Genomic DNA, 16,613 nt, shown 5'->3' with positions numbered 1-16,613 from the left:
GCCATCATTCCTTATAGGCGGGCGCGCGGGTCGGGCGCAAGGATGGGCGCGGGGGAAAGCGATACCTCCATCGGACGGGGTCTGCCGTCTTTACGCGGCGGCCGCCGCATGCCATTCCTGTTCGCCGTCATCCGGCCGGGTATCCGGCCGCTTACAGCCGCACCGGGGGAAGATGAGGCGCCGCGCCCATTTCGACATACCGCTGAGCCAGGACGCCACGGGCCGGTTCCTGCCCTGGATCATCGCGCTGATGGTCTATCTGGCGGCGCTGGCGCTGGCCGTTTCGCTGATCCTGTCCGGGCTGGCCCGGCGCTGGGACAGCGAGCTGTCGTCCGGCATGACAGTGCAAGTCGCCCCCACCGGCACCGCCAACGCCCGCGAGTTGGATGAACGTGTGCGCAAGGTGATGGATGCGCTGTCGGCCAGCGCCTTCGTGGCCGATGCCAGTCGCCTGTCCGATACCGATGCCCGTGCCCTGGTGGAACCCTGGCTGGGCGACGGGGCGCTGGTGGCGGAACTGCCGCTGCCGGTGCTGATCGATGTGCGTCTGGCCGATGGCGCCAACATCACCGATCTGGCGGAACAACTGAACCGTGCCGCCCCCTATGTGACGGTGGAGGACCCGGCCCGCTGGCTGGGCGATCTGCGCCGGCTGGCACGCACCGTCCAGGTGGTGTCCGTGGGGATCATCGCCCTGATCGGTGGGGCCGGCGTGGTCTCCATCATCTTCGCCGCCTCGGCGGGTTTTGCCGTGCATCGGCAGGAGGTGGAGTTGCTGCATGTGATGGGCGCCACCGACGGCTATGTCGCCGGGCAGTTCCAGCGCCACATGCTGCGCCAGTCGCTGCTGGGCGGCGGCGCGGGCTTCCTGCTGGCACTGTTGACCCTGTGGGGGGTGGAGCAGGCGGGGCGCGGCCTGGGCGCGTCCCTGCTGCCCGACATGGCGCTGTCGCCGCGCGACTGGGCCTGGATGCCGCTGGTCCCTGTGGCCGCGGCCCTGCTGGCGGCCATCACCGCGCGGCTGACCGTCATGCGCGCGCTGGGCCGGCTGCCGTGAGCTGGCATCTCGCCTCCCGCCGGTTACGCGGCCCGATCATGATGGTCGGCCTGCTGGCCCTGGTCTGGGCGGCGGGCCTGTTCCTGTTCGCGTCCTCCCTGCCCCGCCAGGAACCCGATGACGCCATCACCACCGACGGCATCGTCGTGCTGACCGGTGGCAGCGAGCGGCTATCCGTGGCCTTCGACCTGCTGCGCGCTGGCAAGGGCCGGAAGCTGTTCATCAGCGGCGTCTATCGCGGGGTGGAGGTGCGCGAACTGCTGGCCCTGTCATCCAAGTCGGGCGATCTGGAATGCTGCGTACAGCTGGGCTATGACGCCGACGACACCGAGGGCAATGCCGTGGAAACGGCGCGCTGGGTGGCCGAACAGGGCCTGACCAGCCTGCGTCTGGTCACCGCCAATTATCACATGCCGCGCAGCCTGGTGGAATTCCGCCGCGCCCTGCCCGGTATCGATCTGGTGCCCCATCCGGTGATGCCGCAGAAGGTGCGGCTGGATGGCTGGTGGAGCTGGCCGGGCACGGCGGAACTGATCATCGGGGAGTATAACAAGTATCTGCTGGCCGTGGCGCGTGCCGCCCTGACCGTGCCACGGCCAGCCGCCTGAGCCGCACCCCCGCCCTGGACAGGGACAGGGCCATCAGGTTAAGTGCGGGCCTCACACGCCGCCCATCCCGGACCAGACGCGCATGATCTTCCTCCGTTCGCTCCTGTTCAATATCGTCTTCTTCTCCTGGACGGCTGTCTATTGCGTCTCCATCGCCTGGACGCTGCTGTTTCCACGCCCCGTCCTGCGGGGGGCCGTGCGTTTCTACATGCGCAGTCTGTGCTTCCTGGAACGCATCATTATCGGCCTGCAATATGAGGTGAAGGGGCGTGAGCACCTGCCCAAGGACGGCAGCTATCTGGTCGGCGCCAAGCACCAGTCGATGTGGGAGACGATGAAGCTGCATCTCATCTTCCGCGATCCGGCGATCGTGCTGAAGCATGAGCTGACCTATATCCCGCTCTGGGGCTGGTACGCCTGGAAGTCGCAGATGATCCCGGTAAAGCGGGGCAAGCGCGGGGCGGCCATCGCGTCACTGGTGCGCGGCGCGCGTCAGATGAAGGCGATGGGGCGCGAGATCATCATCTTCCCGCAGGGAACCCGCGTCAGCGTGGGGGAATACCGGCCCTACAAGGTGGGGATCGGGGTGCTATATGAGAATCTGGATGTGCCGCTGGTGCCCATGGCGCTGAATTCTGGCGTGTTCTGGGGCCGCAAGACCTTCATCAAGCGCCCCGGCCTGATCACCATCGAATTCCTGCCGCCGATTCCGCCGGGCCTGCCCAAGGACGTGGCCCTGTTCGAGCTGGAGGCGCGGCTGGAGAGTGCCTGCAACCGGCTGGCCGTGGCCGTGGGCGGCCCCGCCACCCTGAACCCCAACGCCGCCAGTCCTGGCGCCGCCCCTGCCGTGGAAACGGAGGCGGATGCGGGTTGAGAGGGGGTGGCCCTCTCTCAACCCCGGCTCTTGAAGCTGCGCAGCTGCGCGTTCAACTGCATGGCCAGGCTGCTCATGCGGCTGGTCGCCTCGTTATAGCGGGCCGTCATTTCCGGGGTGAAATTGCCCTTGGCCTCGGCCTCCAGGCAGGACAGATATTCCTGCGTCTCGGTGATATAGGCCTTCACGGCACCCTGCGCCTCCGTCATCTCCGCCGGCGCCGCCGTGGCACCATCCGGCACGGCAGGAGCGGCCTTGATCGCGCAGGCGGCGATGGCCGGCAGCGGCAGCAAGGCCAGCGTGGCCGTCAGCAGGGCGGAACGGGTCAGGGTCAGCATGCGCGGTCTCCTCTGTCCATGCCGCATCGCAACATGTCTCTTGTTTAATCCTGTATTAACGATGACACATGCACAGGAGGAATCAATAGAATGAGCCTTTACTTTTGTGCAATGCAACCAGGGTACGTCATGCGCGAACAACTGTAACAAAGCGGTATGTTTTTTACTCAGCAGCTCATTTTAGAATCACAAAATTATCTGACATTCTATGTATCCTGCCTCTGCCCAAGAAATAATCAGGTTGCTGGATGTTTGGACGCGGCAGGCAAGGCAATTATGCGCCTCACATCTGTTGCCGCCCCCTCTTCCGCCGGCCGGCGGAAGCGCTTATTTCTCCCGGCAGGGGCGATCATGTGAAACCTGCAGGGAATGATTTCGTGAAGACCAAACATCTGCTGGCGGTCGCCGCCATGCTGCTGACCGCCGTCGGTGCCGCGCGCGGCGAGGACGGTCCCTATGTCGCCTCCTCCGTTGGTGCCTATATGGGCAATGATTTCAGCCATTCCGCCATCTGGAAGACGGCCAAGGGCGAGACGGAGAAGAAGTATAATGCCTCCATCGCCGCCGGTTACCGCATCGACGATTACCGGTTCGAACTGGAGGGTGGATATGGCCGCCTGGCCGATGTGACGGGCAATCTGGCCGCCATTTCCGTGGTGCCGGGTTTCCAGGCCAATGGTGATCTGACCGTCTGGACCGCCCTGGCCGGGGCCTATTACGACATCCCCGTCACCAAGACCTACCAGCCCTATGTCGGCATCGGCGGTGGCATCGCCGACCTGAAGAGCGACAGCGACCTGCTGCTGATTGATGAGGGTGCCCATGCCGCGGCCTTTGCCGAGGCCGGGCTGAACATGGTGGTCTGGGACGGGCTGACCATAGCGCCCGGCTATCGCTATCTCTGGATCAATTCCAAGGGTGGCGGTGCCGACAATGTCAGCACCCACATCGTCAAGCTGACGGCCCGCGCCAGCTTCTGAGGACGTGGTTCAATGCCCTCCCCCTTGATGGGGGAGGGCAGACTTAATCCTCGACTTCCTCATTGGCATAGATGCCCCAGAAGTCACCGCGTTCCAGCCAGCCATGAAAGCCCTGGATCTCCACCTCGCACCAGGGGCCCTTGCAGGAGACCAGCCTTCCCATGACGCCCGGCTCGGCCTGGGCCACGGCCGCAGCCGACGCGCTGGGCCGTTCGCGCACGGTGCGCAACTCTCCCGTGATCACCAGGGCGCGGCGGCCGGACAGCATGGATTGATGCACCCAGCCCTGCGTACCCTCCACATCGCGGATGCGCCGCCAGGTATCGAATTCCGCCGTGATCTCCACCGGCATGCCGGGCCGCACGAACACCCATTCGATGGGATAGGACCGGCCGGGACCCGTGCGGACATTCACCTCACCCGATCGGAGCGACACAAAGCGCGGCACGGGCAGGCCGCTGCGCACGATCATGTCGGACCGGGGGTCTGTCTCCTGGCCCCCGGCGGGGCTGTGCAGCAGACCGGCGGCCAGCAGGCCGGCCAGCAGCAGGCGGGAACCGCCCGCCATCACAGCCTTGCGCACCTTCTTCATCCGGGATCGCAGCAACAGGAGCCTCTTGGCTGGCGCCCCGGCTTCTGCCAGACGCCCATTCGTTAACGACCCTTTGTGCCGTACCCCGGACGGGCAGGTCAAGCATCAGCGACCATGCGGCGCCATGTGCGTGCCGGCACCCGTGGACAAGGCGGGCCGGCGCTTGTACTGCTATGGGCCGATCAAGCCACGGGAGGATGGGGAAATGGCCGAACGCAAGAAGCCCCTGGTCATCGTCACGCGCAAACTGCCGGACGCCATCGAGACCAGAATGATGGAGCTGTTCAACACGCGCCTGAACCTGGACGACCACCCGATGATGCGGGCCGAACTGGAAGACGCGGTCAAGACTGCCGATGTGCTGGTCCCCACCGTCACCGATGTGGTGGACGAGGCCCTGCTGAACCAGGCTGGTCCGCAATTGAAGCTGATCGCCAATTTCGGCAATGGCGTCGATCATATCGACCTGCGCGTGGCTCGCGCCAAGGGCATCCTGGTCACCAACACGCCCGGCGTGCTGACGGAGGATACGGCCGACATGACCATGGCCCTGATCCTGGCCACCGCGCGCCGCCTGTCGGAGGGGGAGCGGCTGGTGCGGTCGGGCCAATGGACGGGCTGGGCCCCCACTGTCATGCTGGGATCGCGACTGGCCGGCAAGCGGCTGGGCATCATCGGCATGGGCCGTATCGGCCAGGCGCTGGCGCGGCGTGCCCGGGCCTTCGGCCTGTCCATTCACTATCATAACCGCAAGACAGTCCATCCGGAGGTGGAGGCGGAACTGGATGCGGCCTATTGGGAAAGCCTGGACCAGATGCTGGCGCGCATGGATATCGTCGCCATCACCTGCCCGCGCACGCCGGCCACCTATCACCTGCTGAACGCGCGGCGCCTGGCCCTGCTGAAGCCCACCGCCATCCTGGTCAATATCAGCCGCGGCCAGGTGGTGGACGAGGCGACGCTGGCCCGCATGCTCCAGCGCCGGGAGATCGGTGCGGCCGGTCTGGACGTGTATGAGGATGAGCCCAATGTCGATCCCAAGCTGCTGAAGCTGGATAATGTCGTGCTGCTGCCCCACATGGCATCCGCCACGCTGGAAGGCCGCATCGACATGGGCGAGAAGGTGATCGTCAATATCAAGACCTTCGTGGACGGCCACCAGCCCCGCGACCGGGTGCTGGAGATGATGTTTTAGAGTCTGTCAGGCGCTTCTGTAAGCGCCTGACAGACTCTAATCTTTTGTTTTGTCGTGTGATTCACGCTTCAAATGATTCCATTTGAACCGATCACACTCTAATGGCTTTCCAGCCTTGCTGCGCCGCAACATACTGGCCTTACCCAAGGCCAGAACCGGAGCCGGCGCATCATGGCGGACCCCATCCCCAGCATCACCTATGATGATTTCCTGAAGATCGACATCCGCGCCGGCACCATCGTGAAGGCGGAGCCCTATCCGGAGGCGCGCAAGCCGGCCATCAAACTGTGGGTGGATTTCGGCGATCCCATCGGCATCCGCCGCTCCTCTGCCCAGATCACCGCCTATTACCAGCCCGACACGCTGGTGGGCCGGCAGGTGATGGGCGTGGTGAACTTCCCACCCCGCCAGATCGGCAAATTCATCTCCGAGGTCCTGGTGCTGGGCGTACCCAGTGCCGAAGGCGAGGTCGTGCTGCTATCGCCGGAGCGCGCGGTACCGGATGGCGGGCGGATGTACTGAACGCCGGAGGCCGTACTGAGCCCCATCGACCGGCCGCGATGCTCAGCACCGCGTGCAAACTCGCGTTTGACGGTTTATTTATAATATTATATTTCTAATATATCGTTTGAGCGGCGAGGTATCATGGTGATCGGACGGCTGTTCCTGCATGCGGTCTTGGCAGCGGTTTTGTTAACGCTAACAAATCCAACCCTTGCAGGGGACCAGCCCCCTGCCGACGCTGCGCCAGGATCGAACCCCATCATCCGCGACATGTTCACCGCCGATCCCGCCCCGCTGGTGGTGGATGACCGGCTCTATCTCTATGTCGGGCATGACGAGGCGCAGCGGGACGAGATGTTCAACATGCGGGAGTGGTTGGTCTATTCCACCACCGACATGCGGCAATGGACCGGCCATGGCGCGATCATGAAGGTCGCCGACTTCAAATGGGCGAAGAAGGATGCCTGGGCGTCTCAGGTGATCCGGAAGAACGGCAAGTTCTGGTTCTACGCAGCGGTCGAACATGACAATACCCATCCGGGAAAGGCGATCGCGGTCGCCACGTCCGACAGCCCGACGGGACCCTTCGTCGATGCCAAAGGTTCCGCGCTGATCACCAACGCCATGACGCCGAAGGGCACGCATAGTTGGGAAGACATCGACCCCACCGTGTTCACCGATGATGACGGCACGACATGGATCGCCTGGGGCAATCGCCAGTGCTACATCGCCCGGCTGAAGCCCAACATGATCGAGATCGATGGCCCGATCACAGAGATCACACCGCCGCATTTCGAGGAAGGGCCCTGGCTGCACAAGCGCGACGGTCTCTACTATCTGACCTATGCCTCGCTGGACCGGGCGACGCACAGGGATGAGAGGGTATCCTATTCCACCGCCCCCACCATCCAGGGTCCCTGGACCCATCGCGGGGAGCTGACCGGGTCCGGCAAGTACAGTTTCACGATCCATCCGGGCATCGTCCGGTTCAAGGGCGATTGGTACCTGTTCCTGCACAATGCCACGCTGGCCATCGGCGATCTGAACGGTGCGCTGGGCCGGCGCGCCGTCACGGTCGAGCATCTTCAATACAATGCCGACGGCACGATGAAGCCAGTGACACAGACAGAGGCCGGCGTGACGGCACCGCCGCCCCCCTGAACACCAAAATCAACAAAGCCGATCCGGAGGGAATGCCATGGACCTGAAGGCCTGTATCACCGACACCATCCGCCCGATGATGCGGATCGCCGTGCGCATGACCGCCGTGGCGGCCATCGCCGCTTGGACATTGACCAGCCCGGCCAGCGCGCAGAACGACAAGATGACGCCGATCGCGCCCCCGGCCCAGCCCACCGCGATCGAGCTGGGGACCGGCCCCCTGCCGGGCGCCACGGCGCCGGAAGCCTGGCACAGCCAGTATGGCAGCATCTTCGCCCGCAACGTCACCGTCGCCACGCTGACCCCCTTCCTGCCGGACCCGGCAAAGGCCACGGGCACGGCGGTCATCATCGCCCCCGGCGGCGGCTTTCGCACCCTGTCGATGAACAATGAGGGGTGGGATGTCGCCCAGGCCCTCACCGCCAGGGGGGTTGCCGCCTTCGTGCTCAAATACCGGCTCAACCAGACGCCACAGGATATGCCGGCCTTCGAACAATCGATGCGCGAGATGTTCACGGGCGCCGCACGGCCACCCCGGTTGAAGCCGGAGGAGATGATCCCCGCCATCGCACCGCAGATCGCCGATGCCCGCGCCGCCTTCGCGCTGGTTCGCCGGCGCGCGGCCGAATGGCACGTCGATCCCGACCGTATCGGCATGATCGGCTTCTCCGCAGGCGCCATGCTGACCATGGCCACCACCCTGGCCGGCCAGGACGCGAAGCCGGCCTTCATCGCCAATATCTATGGCCCGCTGGCCGCCATGACGGTTCCCGCCGATGCGCCGCCCTTGTTCGTGGCGCTGGCCGCCGACGATCCGCTTTTCGGCAATACGGGATTCGGGCTGGTCGAAGGTTGGCGCACGGCAAAGCGGCCGGTAGAATTCCATCTCTATGAACAGGGTGGGCACGGGTTCGGCATGTATCAAAAGGAAACCACGAGCACCGGCTGGTTCGACGCCTATACGCGCTGGCTCGGCATGCATGGCTTTCTTAAAAAGAAATGATCTCCACGTGATGGGGGCAACGGCCGGTCGATCATCCCGGCCACGGGCGGGAGCATCGGAGGCTGGCCCCTCACCCCACCGGTAATGCCACCGGCTCCGGATCCCCGCCCAGGTCCGGGGCCGACCCGGCCGGCTTCACCGCCGCCAGCCGCTGCACGATGGCGGCCTTCGGGCTGGACACTTCCCCCTGCTCGAACGCCACCACCTGCAGCCCGCCTTCGATGGCAAGGCGCAGCAATTCCCCGTCGCGCAACAGGAAGGCGGGGCTGGAGGGGCGGCCATGGCGCTGGTTGCCATTGGCAAAGGTCTCATAGAGCAGCAACCCGCCCGGCTTCAGCGCACCGACCAGGGCGGGCAGCAGCGGGCGGTGGAGGTAGTTGGTGGCGATGATGGCATCGAACCCGGCAAGGACTGCGGGCCATCCCCCCTCCCCCTCCAGATCGGCCTGAAGCAATGTCACGCCCGGCCGCCCCTCCAGGTCGGCCACGCCGCGCAGGTCGATATCCACGCCCGTGACCAGCGCCCCCCGGTCCAGGAAATGGCGCAGGTGCCGGCCGCCGCCGCAGGCCACATCCAGCAGCGATGATCCGGCCCGCACCAGCGGCGCGAAACGGGCAATCCAGAGCGAGGGCGGGGCGAACGGCAGGGCATGGCTCATGCGCCCGATCATAGGGCCGTCGCTGCGCCATTCAAGGCCCCCGATGCCCGCCCTCAGGCCGTGGGCTGGGGCGGTAACGGGGCCACCATCTGACGGATGACCTCCAGCATCTGGTCGCGATTGGGCAGGGCGTCGAAGTTGCGCAACACCTCTCCTCCCCCCGGCACATGCAGGCGCAGCATGTATTTCGCCGTCGCCCCCTCCATTCCCATGGCATTGGCAAGGTTGGGTGCGCATTCCAGGGCCGCGCCCGCATCACCAACAGGGGCGATCCAGCCGATGGTCTTGCCGGTTGCCGCATCCTGGCTGCGCAACAGGATGAAGGGACGGCGTTCATCCTTGCCCTCCATCTCGATACAGACATCGCCCGCACCATCCGGCGGCCAGGTCAGGGACGCGCCCATGCCCTCGCCAAGTCCCACCACCCCCAACAGAGTGGAACCAAAATCCATCTCGGTCTGCTTGGCCTTCGGCCCTTGCTGTGGCGCCGGGCAGGGCTTGGGGCGCCGATCCGCAGCCAGGAGCGGACCCGGCTTCTTGCCGGCATCGATGCGCACACCGGCCAGTGCCGCCTGCATCGTCTGTTCCACGGCGGCGCGATCGGGGCCGCTGACCCGCAGCTTCAGCACCCAGCCACCGGCGCTGAGGGCTGCCAGCGTGCTGGCCCGTCCCACCTCCTCCTGCCAGAGCAAGTGACGCAGCACGGGTGCATCATCACCGCCGGGCAGGGGCATGGCCCCGTCCACCACCAGCCGGCGGCCGGGCGCGGACAGGATGGCGGCGGCCTGGGTACTGGCCAGGACGGTCAGGTCGGCATCGAAGGCGCTGGCCTTGTAAACGAAGAAGGTCACCCAGCTGTCCTGGCCTGGCACGCCATACTGGACCAACCCGTCGATATCACGATCGCGGCTGCTCGTCCGCTTGCCCGAGACGGAGAGGCCGGCCACCTGACGCGGCAGCAGGAAGGGGGCGGGACCGTAGCGCAGGCCGGCGGCATCCGGCTGGTCCACCCAACCAACAGCAGCCTCTTCCTTCTGCGTCACCGTCACGGTGGCGGCTTGTATCGCGGCGGCGGTGGATTTGGCAGGGCTGCCGGTCTGGCATCCAGCCAGCAACAGCGGCAGCAGCAACAGGGTCGACAGACGATGGATCATGACACCTCCGGCGAGAGACAGGGGTGGATCAGGACAACGCTTGTCACCCCATGATCGCGGAGGGGAAATGGAGAAACCATTAATATCATAAAGCGCTTATGCTTCTGACGCACATTTTCGAGTACTGCCACTGGTTTCCACACGCCGCGCCGCCGGCATTGCACGCCGCACGGTAACAGGCTTGCGGGCGAGGCCGCGCCGGGCCATCTATCTGTCATCAACCCTTCCGCAGTTAGTCCCATGATCCTGTTCGACCTGAAATGCAGCCAGGGCCACCGGTTCGAAGGCTGGTTCCGCAACGGCGCCGCGTACGAGGCGCAGGCGGCGGCGCATGCCATTACCTGCCCCCTGTGTGGTGATGCCCAGGTGGACAAGGCCCCGATGGCACCGGCCATCGCCAAGGGCGGGCGCACCCACGACCGGGCGGAAGCGCCCGCAGCCCCCGCCATTCCCGACGCCGCCCTGGAGGCGCAGGCAGATATCCTGCGCCAGTTACGGGAATTGCGGAGCCAAGTGGAGAAGAATGCCGACTATGTCGGCGAGCAGTTCGCCGAGGAGGCCCGCAAGATCCATTATGGCGAGGCGGAAGGCCGGGCCATCTACGGCGAGACCTCCGTCGAGCAGGCAGAGGCCCTGCGCGAGGAGGGGGTGCCTATCGCACGCATCCCCTGGGTTCCGACCGGCAATTAGGGTCAGCCATGTGCCCAAACGGGCAGAAAACCGAGCTTTACGCTTGACCCGGCCCCGTCTTTGGCGCATCAACCCCCGACATATCGACGCCCGCCCACGCGGGACCGTGCTGGACGACATCCCGGCCCGGCCCCGCGAGGTTGTGGGCGCGTACCCATTCCGGACCACCGGAACCGGTCGATAGGGCGCCTTGGCGCCGGGAACGCTTGTCCTCAACATATCACCATGGAGACATCCGATGTCGATCACGGCTGAGCGCAAGACTGCGCTGATCGCAGAGTACAAGACCAACGAAACTGATACCGGTTCGCCCGAAGTGCAGGTCGCCATCCTGACCGAGCGCATCAACAACCTGACCGAACACCTGAAGACCCACTCGAAGGATTTCCATTCCCGTCGTGGTCTGCTGGTGATGGTCGGTCAGCGCCGCCGTCTGCTGGATTACACCAAGGCCAAGGACAAGGCTCGTTACGACAGCCTGATCCAGCGCCTGGGCCTGCGCCGCTAAGGCGTGGCCGGCCGCGCCAGTCCTTTCCGCAACCTTGTCGACAGGGTGACAATCCCCGTGACATTCCGCCCAGCTTTACATTCCACCCAAACCCGGAGCCGCGCTTGCGGCTGTGGGACCAGGGGCCGCACTTGCGGCCGGGGGTTGGGTGTCGGCGGTGGCGGTAGGGATGTCGGGAAAGACCATCGCGGCCCGCTCCTGAGTTGAGGTGTGGACGGCCAGCCGGGACCCCTTCCGGCTGGCCGTTTTCCCATGCGCGCTATCAAGGCTGCGCGGAAATGATGTACTGAAGGGGCCAAGAAACAGGCGGGGCCGTCCGAACGGGCCCCGGCCCGGCCGCCCAATCCGGGGTGTTGCGGGTTTCGGATGGAAGGATCGAAGACATGTTCAAGGTGTTCCGCAAGGAAATGGATTGGGGTGGGCGCAAGCTGGTTATCGAGACCGGCAAGATCGCCCGCCAGGCCGATGGCGCCGTCATGGTGAGCTATGGCGACACGGTCGTGCTCTGCACCGCCGTCGGCGCCAAGTCGCCCAAGCCCGGCGTGGATTTCTTCCCGCTGACGGTGAACTATCAAGAGAAGGCCTTCGCCGCGGGCAAGATCCCCGGCGGCTTCTTCAAGCGTGAAGGCCGCCCGACGGAAAAGGAAGTCCTGGTCAGCCGCCTGATCGACCGTCCGATCCGTCCGCTGTTCGTCGATGGCTATCGCTGCGAGACGCAGGTCGTCTGCACCGTGCTGAGCCACGACCTTGAGAACGATCCCGACATCGTCGCCATGATCGGTGCGTCCGCCGCACTGACCATTTCCGGCCTGCCCTTCCTGGGCCCCATCGGGGCCGCCCGCGTCGGTTACGAGGATGGCAAGTTCATCCTGAACCCGACCGCCGACCAGATGGAAAACGCCATCCTGGACCTGGTCGTCGCCGGTACGCAGGAAGGCGTGCTGATGGTCGAGTCCGAGGCCAAGGAGCTGTCGGAAGAGATCATGCTGGGTGCGGTCATGTTCGGCCATGCCCAGTTCCAGCCGGTGATCGACCTGATCATCGGCCTTGCCGAGGATTGCGCCAAGGAACCCCGCGACATCGCCCCGCCGGCCTTTGACAAGGCCGCCGTCAAGGCCCGCATCCTGGAAGTGGCCGGCGCCGACGTGAAGGCCGCCTATTCGATCCTGGTCAAGCAGGACCGGTATGCCGCCGTGGGTGCCGCCAAGGACAAGGTCAAGACCGCGCTGAAGGAAGAGTTCGCGCCGGAAGCCATTTCCGAGATGTTCAAGGAAGTGGAAGCCGACGTGCTGCGCGGCGCCGTTCTGGACACCGGCAAGCGCATCGACGGCCGCACCACCGTGGATATCCGCCCCATCGTGGCCGAAGTGGGCATCCTGCCCCGCGCCCATGGTTCGGCCCTGTTCACCCGCGGCGAGACGCAGGCCCTCGTGGTCGCCACCCTGGGCACCAACCAGGACGAGCAGATCATCGACGCGCTGGAAGGCGAATACCGCGAAAGCTTCATGCTGCATTACAACTTCCCCCCGTACAGCGTGGGTGAAGCCGGCCGCATGGGCAGCCCGGGCCGTCGCGAGATCGGCCATGGCAAGCTGGCATGGCGCGCCATCCACCCGCTGCTGCCGACCAAGGAAGAGTTCCCCTACACGCTGCGCGTCGTGTCGGAGATCACGGAGAGCAACGGCTCCTCCTCCATGGCCACGGTGTGCGGCACGTCCCTGTCGCTGATGGATGCCGGCGCCCCGCTGGCCCGCCCCATCGCCGGCATCGCCATGGGCCTGATCAAGGAAGGCGAGAAGTTCGCCGTCCTGTCCGACATCCTGGGTGACGAAGATCACCTGGGCGACATGGACTTCAAGGTCGCCGGCACCGAAGCGGGCGTCACCGCCCTGCAGATGGACATCAAGATCACCTCGATCACCGAGGAGATCATGAAGATCGCCCTGGCGCAGGCCCAGAAGGGCCGCATCCATATCCTGGGCGAGATGAACAAGGCGCTGAACACCGCGCGCGGCGAAGTGTCGGGCAATGCCCCGCGCATCACCGTCATCAACATTCCCAAGGAAAAGATCCGCGACGTCATCGGTTCGGGCGGCAAGGTCATCCGCGAGATCGTGGAACAGACCGGCGCCAAGATCGACATCGAGGATGACGGCACCGTCAAGGTGTCGGCCGTGGACAGCAAGTGCTCCGACGCCGCCATCAAGTGGATCAAGGGCATCGTCGCCGAGGCCGAGGTCGGCGAGATCTATGACGGCAAGGTCGTCAAGGTCATGGATTTCGGCGCCTTCGTGAACTTCCTGGGTTCCAAGGACGGCCTGGTCCATATCTCCGAACTGAAGAACGAGCGCGTGGCCAAGGTCACCGACGTCGTGAAGCAGGGCGATGCCGTCAAGGTCAAGGTCCTGGGCTTCGACGATCGCGGCAAGGTCAAGCTGTCGATGAAGGTCGTCGATCAGGAGACCGGCGAAGACCTGTCCAAGAAGAAGGACGGTGCCGAGGGCTGAGCCCCGGCGCATCCGCCCGCTTCGGGATGTGAGTTGAGCAAGGAAAAGGCCGTCGGGACGATCCGACGGCCTTTTTCGTTGTGGGGCGGGGGACGACGATGTACGTTTTTTCGTACAGATGGAGAGCGCCATGTCCCATGTTAGCGCGACACAATTCAGGCAGAACCTGGCCCATTACCTGGACGAGGTAGAGGCCAGCCGCGCCCCGCTGGTCGTCACTCGGCAGAATGCGGAACCCGTCGTGGTCATCGCGGAAAGCGAATGGAGCAGCATCCAGGAAACCCTGCATCTGCTGAGTTCGCCCACCAATACCCGCCGGTTGCTGGCCTCCATCGCGGAGGCGGATGCAGGTCAGTTGATTGAGCGGGACCTGCCGGAACTGGACCCCGATGCGCCTGACCTGGACAAGTAGAGGCTGGGAGGATTACCTGCATTGGCAGGAGCAGGACCGCGACGTTCTGGCCAGGCTCAACAGCTTGATCCGGGATACGCGCCGCACCCCCTTTACCGGTCTTGGCAAACCTGAACCGTTGGGCGGCAACCTGAAAGGCTGGTGGTCCCGCCGGATCACCCACGAACACCGGATGGTCTACCGTGTCACCGGCACAGGTGCCGACCAACAGTTGGAAATTTCGCAATGCCGTTGGCATTACGAATAATTCTTCCCGACCCCTTGCACGTCCTGCCTGCGATCCAAACATTTTTTGCAATTTCCGGCGCGCTCCCGTAGCGTGCGGGCAAATGCGTGGCTATGTGGGCGCCCATCAGGAGCAACGGATCGATGTTCGAGACCCTGCCGCTTTATTTCATGTTCGTGGGCGCGTCCGTGGCGCTGCTGACCCTGGCCCTGCTGGCCTATACGCTGATCACCCCCTATCGTGAATGGACCCTGATCCGGCAGGGCAATTCAGCCGCCGCCACCAGCATGGGCGGCACCGCCATCGGCATGGCCATCGCCCTGTCATCGGTGGCGCGCGGCACCTACTCCGTGGCTGAACTGCTGATGTGGGGCGGGGTGGCGCTGGTCTGCCAGTTGCTGGTGTTTGTCGCCGTCTGTTTCCTCCTGCCGGGTTTCCGGCAGGGGATCGAGGCGGACAAGCTGGGCTATGGCATCACGTTGGGCACCTTGTCCATCGCCATGGGAATTTTGAATGCCGGGGCGCTTTCGGTTTAACCCCACCCTCCCCATCTACGATGAAACCCGCCGAGAGATGACAGGGGCGGGACCGCTTGCCGTGAGGAGTCTTTCCAGATGATGCAGTTCTTCCGCACGCTGTTGGGCGTGAAGGGTGAGAAGGTAGGCCGCCAGGTGGTGGATGCCCTGGTCGCCATGGACCCGAAAAGCGCGTCCGTCGCCCAGTTGCGGGTCATGGAGGCCGATCTGGACAAGGCCGGCAAGCTGTTGACCAATCTGCGCGTGGACATGCAGCGCGAGCGCAAGGAAGCCGTGGAGGCGCGGGAGAATTACGACCGCCGCCTGGCCGCCGCCGAGCATCTGAACAACCAGCTGCTCACCGCCGAGGGCGAGCGCAGGGCCAGCCTGGAGGCCAGCCTGGCCAAGCTGCTGGCCCAGCTGGAAGAGCTGGAGGGCGAGGTCGCCATCGAGCAGCGCGAGGCCGACGAGGCCGAGGCCCTGGTGGCGGAAGCCGAGGCGGCCTATCGCGAGAAGGCCCGCGCCCTGACCGAAGCGAAATCCGCCCTGACCAAGGCCGAGCGCGACATGCAGCGTGCCAGCATCCAGGAGGAGCGGGAGCGCGAACGCGCCAACCGCGCCGCCCAGGTCGCCGGCCTGCGCGATGATGGCGGATCGAAGCTGAACACCGCCATCGACGCCATGACACGGCGCGCCAACGAGGCCCGCGCCAATGCCGAGGTCGCCCGCATGAAGGCCCAGGCCCTGGGCGACCTGTCGCGCAGATCGGCCGACGATATGGGCGATGCCGATATCCAGGCGGCCCTGGCCGCCGTGGGCAAGGGCGGGGCGCCCGCCCTGTCGATGCAGGATCGTCTGGCCCGCCTGAAGGGTCCGTCCGCCGCCGCCCCGCTGGCCCTGATCGACAGGTCGGGCGCCTGATCCGCCGTCCCCGCGCCTTCACCCCCAACCGCCATCCGGGCCGCCATGACCGACAGACAGCGCAAACGCCGCCGTTCCGCCCATGTCTCCACCCTGCTGGTCGGCGGTGCCGCGGCCCTGATGCTCTCGGGCTGCGGCGATGAGGATGTGCAGCAGACAGAAGCCCGCATCTTCCCCAGCGTGGAAGCGTGCCAGGTGGAATTCAGTGCGCAGGAATGCAGCAGCGCCTTTGAACAGGCCAAGCAACTGCACCTGCAATCCACACCGCGTTTTGACACCGCCACCGCTTGCGAGGCGACCATGGGCAACGGCGCCTGCCAGCCGCTGGTCCTGGCGCAACCCGATGGCAGCCTGGGCAATGTCTTCGTGCCGGCCCTGATGGGCTTCATGATGGCCAGGGCGCTGCAACCACCCCAGCAGCAATATGGCGGCGGGTATATCAATACCGGCGGCGGTTACTATTATCCGCGCCCCATCTTCATCGACCGCGACGGATTCATGCATAGCGGCCGCGGCGACCTGGGCCGCGCACCGGTCAGCCGGGACAGCTTCACCCAGGGCAAGTCCGGCTACAGCATGAAGACGGAAGTGCGCGGCAAGTCGGCGCAGGTCGGCACGACCAGCAAATCCACCAGCCGCGGCGGCTTCGGCAAATCATCTTCCAAGTTCGGTGGCGGCGGCAGCTGACGCCGCGCCGTTCCGTCCAGCAT

Annotated in this window: 20 protein-coding genes; 16 read left to right on the top strand and 4 right to left on the bottom strand. The window is 65.2% G+C overall.

Features of this window, described 5'->3' with window-relative positions:
* The first annotated feature begins 172 nt into the window (after positions 1-172).
* The 3 genes from AC1Q7F_RS01585 to AC1Q7F_RS01575 all read left to right on the top strand — a co-directional run bounded on the left by AC1Q7F_RS01585 (position 173) and on the right by AC1Q7F_RS01575 (position 2,539).
* Complete coding sequence (locus AC1Q7F_RS01585; RefSeq protein WP_492503114.1) at positions 173-1,057, top strand: cell division protein FtsX; 885 nt, start codon at positions 173-175, stop codon at positions 1,055-1,057.
* Positions 1,054-1,665, top strand: a complete 612-nt coding sequence (locus AC1Q7F_RS01580; protein WP_492503112.1) for a YdcF family protein — start codon at positions 1,054-1,056, stop codon at positions 1,663-1,665. Before AC1Q7F_RS01585 ends, AC1Q7F_RS01580 begins: the two co-directional genes overlap by 4 nt.
* A gap of 82 nt (positions 1,666-1,747) precedes the next feature.
* A complete protein-coding gene (locus tag AC1Q7F_RS01575; protein WP_492503110.1) occupies positions 1,748-2,539 on the top strand; it encodes a lysophospholipid acyltransferase family protein in 792 nt (263 codons plus the stop codon).
* A gap of 17 nt (positions 2,540-2,556) precedes the next feature.
* Here AC1Q7F_RS01575 and AC1Q7F_RS01570 read toward each other — a convergent pair whose 3' ends face one another.
* A complete protein-coding gene (locus AC1Q7F_RS01570) occupies positions 2,557-2,877 on the bottom strand; it encodes a hypothetical protein (protein ID WP_492503108.1) in 321 nt (106 codons plus the stop codon).
* Positions 2,878-3,254: 377 nt separating this feature from the next.
* On the opposite strand from AC1Q7F_RS01570, the gene AC1Q7F_RS01565 reads away from it, so the two are divergent.
* On the top strand, positions 3,255-3,857 hold the full coding sequence (locus AC1Q7F_RS01565) for an outer membrane beta-barrel protein (protein WP_492503106.1): 603 nt from the start codon (positions 3,255-3,257) through the stop codon (positions 3,855-3,857).
* A gap of 43 nt (positions 3,858-3,900) precedes the next feature.
* On the opposite strand, the gene AC1Q7F_RS01560 is transcribed toward AC1Q7F_RS01565, so the two are convergent.
* Positions 3,901-4,464: an SH3 domain-containing protein gene (locus AC1Q7F_RS01560; RefSeq protein ID WP_492503104.1), complete on the bottom strand. Its 564-nt coding sequence runs from the start codon at positions 4,462-4,464 to the stop codon at positions 3,901-3,903.
* A gap of 190 nt (positions 4,465-4,654) precedes the next feature.
* Between AC1Q7F_RS01560 and AC1Q7F_RS01555 the strand changes: the two genes are divergently transcribed.
* The 4 genes from AC1Q7F_RS01555 (at position 4,655) to AC1Q7F_RS01540 (ending at position 8,312) form a co-directional block, all read left to right on the top strand.
* On the top strand, positions 4,655-5,644 hold the full coding sequence (locus AC1Q7F_RS01555) for a 2-hydroxyacid dehydrogenase (protein ID WP_492503102.1): 990 nt from the start codon (positions 4,655-4,657) through the stop codon (positions 5,642-5,644).
* Between the two features lie 171 nt (positions 5,645-5,815).
* The gene (locus AC1Q7F_RS01550) at positions 5,816-6,166 is read left to right on the top strand and encodes a tRNA-binding protein (RefSeq protein ID WP_492503100.1); all 351 of its coding nucleotides are present in this window, start codon (positions 5,816-5,818) and stop codon (positions 6,164-6,166) included.
* A 123-nt stretch (positions 6,167-6,289) separates the two neighbouring features.
* Positions 6,290-7,309: a glycoside hydrolase family 43 protein gene (locus AC1Q7F_RS01545; RefSeq protein ID WP_492503098.1), complete on the top strand. Its 1,020-nt coding sequence runs from the start codon at positions 6,290-6,292 to the stop codon at positions 7,307-7,309.
* A 37-nt stretch (positions 7,310-7,346) separates the two neighbouring features.
* Positions 7,347-8,312, top strand: a complete 966-nt coding sequence (locus AC1Q7F_RS01540) for an alpha/beta hydrolase (RefSeq protein WP_492503096.1) — start codon at positions 7,347-7,349, stop codon at positions 8,310-8,312.
* 70 nt (positions 8,313-8,382) lie between these two features.
* Here the strand turns inward: AC1Q7F_RS01540 and AC1Q7F_RS01535 are convergent, their stop codons facing one another.
* Both AC1Q7F_RS01535 and AC1Q7F_RS01530 read right to left on the bottom strand, forming a co-directional pair.
* Positions 8,383-8,970: a class I SAM-dependent methyltransferase gene (locus AC1Q7F_RS01535; RefSeq protein WP_492503094.1), complete on the bottom strand. Its 588-nt coding sequence runs from the start codon at positions 8,968-8,970 to the stop codon at positions 8,383-8,385.
* 53 nt (positions 8,971-9,023) lie between these two features.
* Positions 9,024-10,124 carry a hypothetical protein gene (locus tag AC1Q7F_RS01530; RefSeq protein ID WP_492503092.1) on the bottom strand — a complete coding sequence of 367 codons (1,101 nt, stop codon included), beginning with the start codon at positions 10,122-10,124 and terminating at the stop codon, positions 9,024-9,026.
* Between the two features lie 240 nt (positions 10,125-10,364).
* On the opposite strand from AC1Q7F_RS01530, the gene AC1Q7F_RS01525 reads away from it, so the two are divergent.
* The 8 genes from AC1Q7F_RS01525 to AC1Q7F_RS01490 all read left to right on the top strand — a co-directional run bounded on the left by AC1Q7F_RS01525 (position 10,365) and on the right by AC1Q7F_RS01490 (position 16,590).
* Entirely contained in the window at positions 10,365-10,814 is a 450-nt protein-coding gene (locus AC1Q7F_RS01525) for a DUF1178 family protein (protein WP_492503090.1), read from the top strand.
* Between the two features lie 238 nt (positions 10,815-11,052).
* Complete coding sequence (gene rpsO, locus AC1Q7F_RS01520; RefSeq protein WP_492503088.1) at positions 11,053-11,322, top strand: 30S ribosomal protein S15; 270 nt, start codon at positions 11,053-11,055, stop codon at positions 11,320-11,322.
* Between the two features lie 383 nt (positions 11,323-11,705).
* Positions 11,706-13,829 carry a polyribonucleotide nucleotidyltransferase gene (gene pnp, locus AC1Q7F_RS01515; protein WP_492503086.1) on the top strand — a complete coding sequence of 708 codons (2,124 nt, stop codon included), beginning with the start codon at positions 11,706-11,708 and terminating at the stop codon, positions 13,827-13,829.
* A gap of 130 nt (positions 13,830-13,959) precedes the next feature.
* Entirely contained in the window at positions 13,960-14,241 is a 282-nt protein-coding gene (locus AC1Q7F_RS01510) for a type II toxin-antitoxin system Phd/YefM family antitoxin (RefSeq protein WP_492503084.1), read from the top strand.
* The gene (locus tag AC1Q7F_RS01505) at positions 14,219-14,488 is read left to right on the top strand and encodes a Txe/YoeB family addiction module toxin (RefSeq protein WP_492503082.1); all 270 of its coding nucleotides are present in this window, start codon (positions 14,219-14,221) and stop codon (positions 14,486-14,488) included. Before AC1Q7F_RS01510 ends, AC1Q7F_RS01505 begins: the two co-directional genes overlap by 23 nt.
* A gap of 122 nt (positions 14,489-14,610) precedes the next feature.
* Entirely contained in the window at positions 14,611-15,003 is a 393-nt protein-coding gene (locus AC1Q7F_RS01500; protein ID WP_492503080.1) for a DUF350 domain-containing protein, read from the top strand.
* A gap of 78 nt (positions 15,004-15,081) precedes the next feature.
* Positions 15,082-15,903, top strand: a complete 822-nt coding sequence (locus tag AC1Q7F_RS01495) for a hypothetical protein (protein WP_492503078.1) — start codon at positions 15,082-15,084, stop codon at positions 15,901-15,903.
* Between the two features lie 45 nt (positions 15,904-15,948).
* Positions 15,949-16,590, top strand: a complete 642-nt coding sequence (locus AC1Q7F_RS01490; protein ID WP_492503076.1) for a DUF1190 domain-containing protein — start codon at positions 15,949-15,951, stop codon at positions 16,588-16,590.
* The last annotated feature ends 23 nt before the right edge of the window (positions 16,591-16,613 follow it).

It is taken from the genome of Niveispirillum sp. GW835-FHT14G11, from assembly GCF_058793615.1.
The sequence above is the reverse complement of the archived record's forward strand: the minus strand, read 5'-3'. Positions and strand labels throughout refer to the sequence as shown.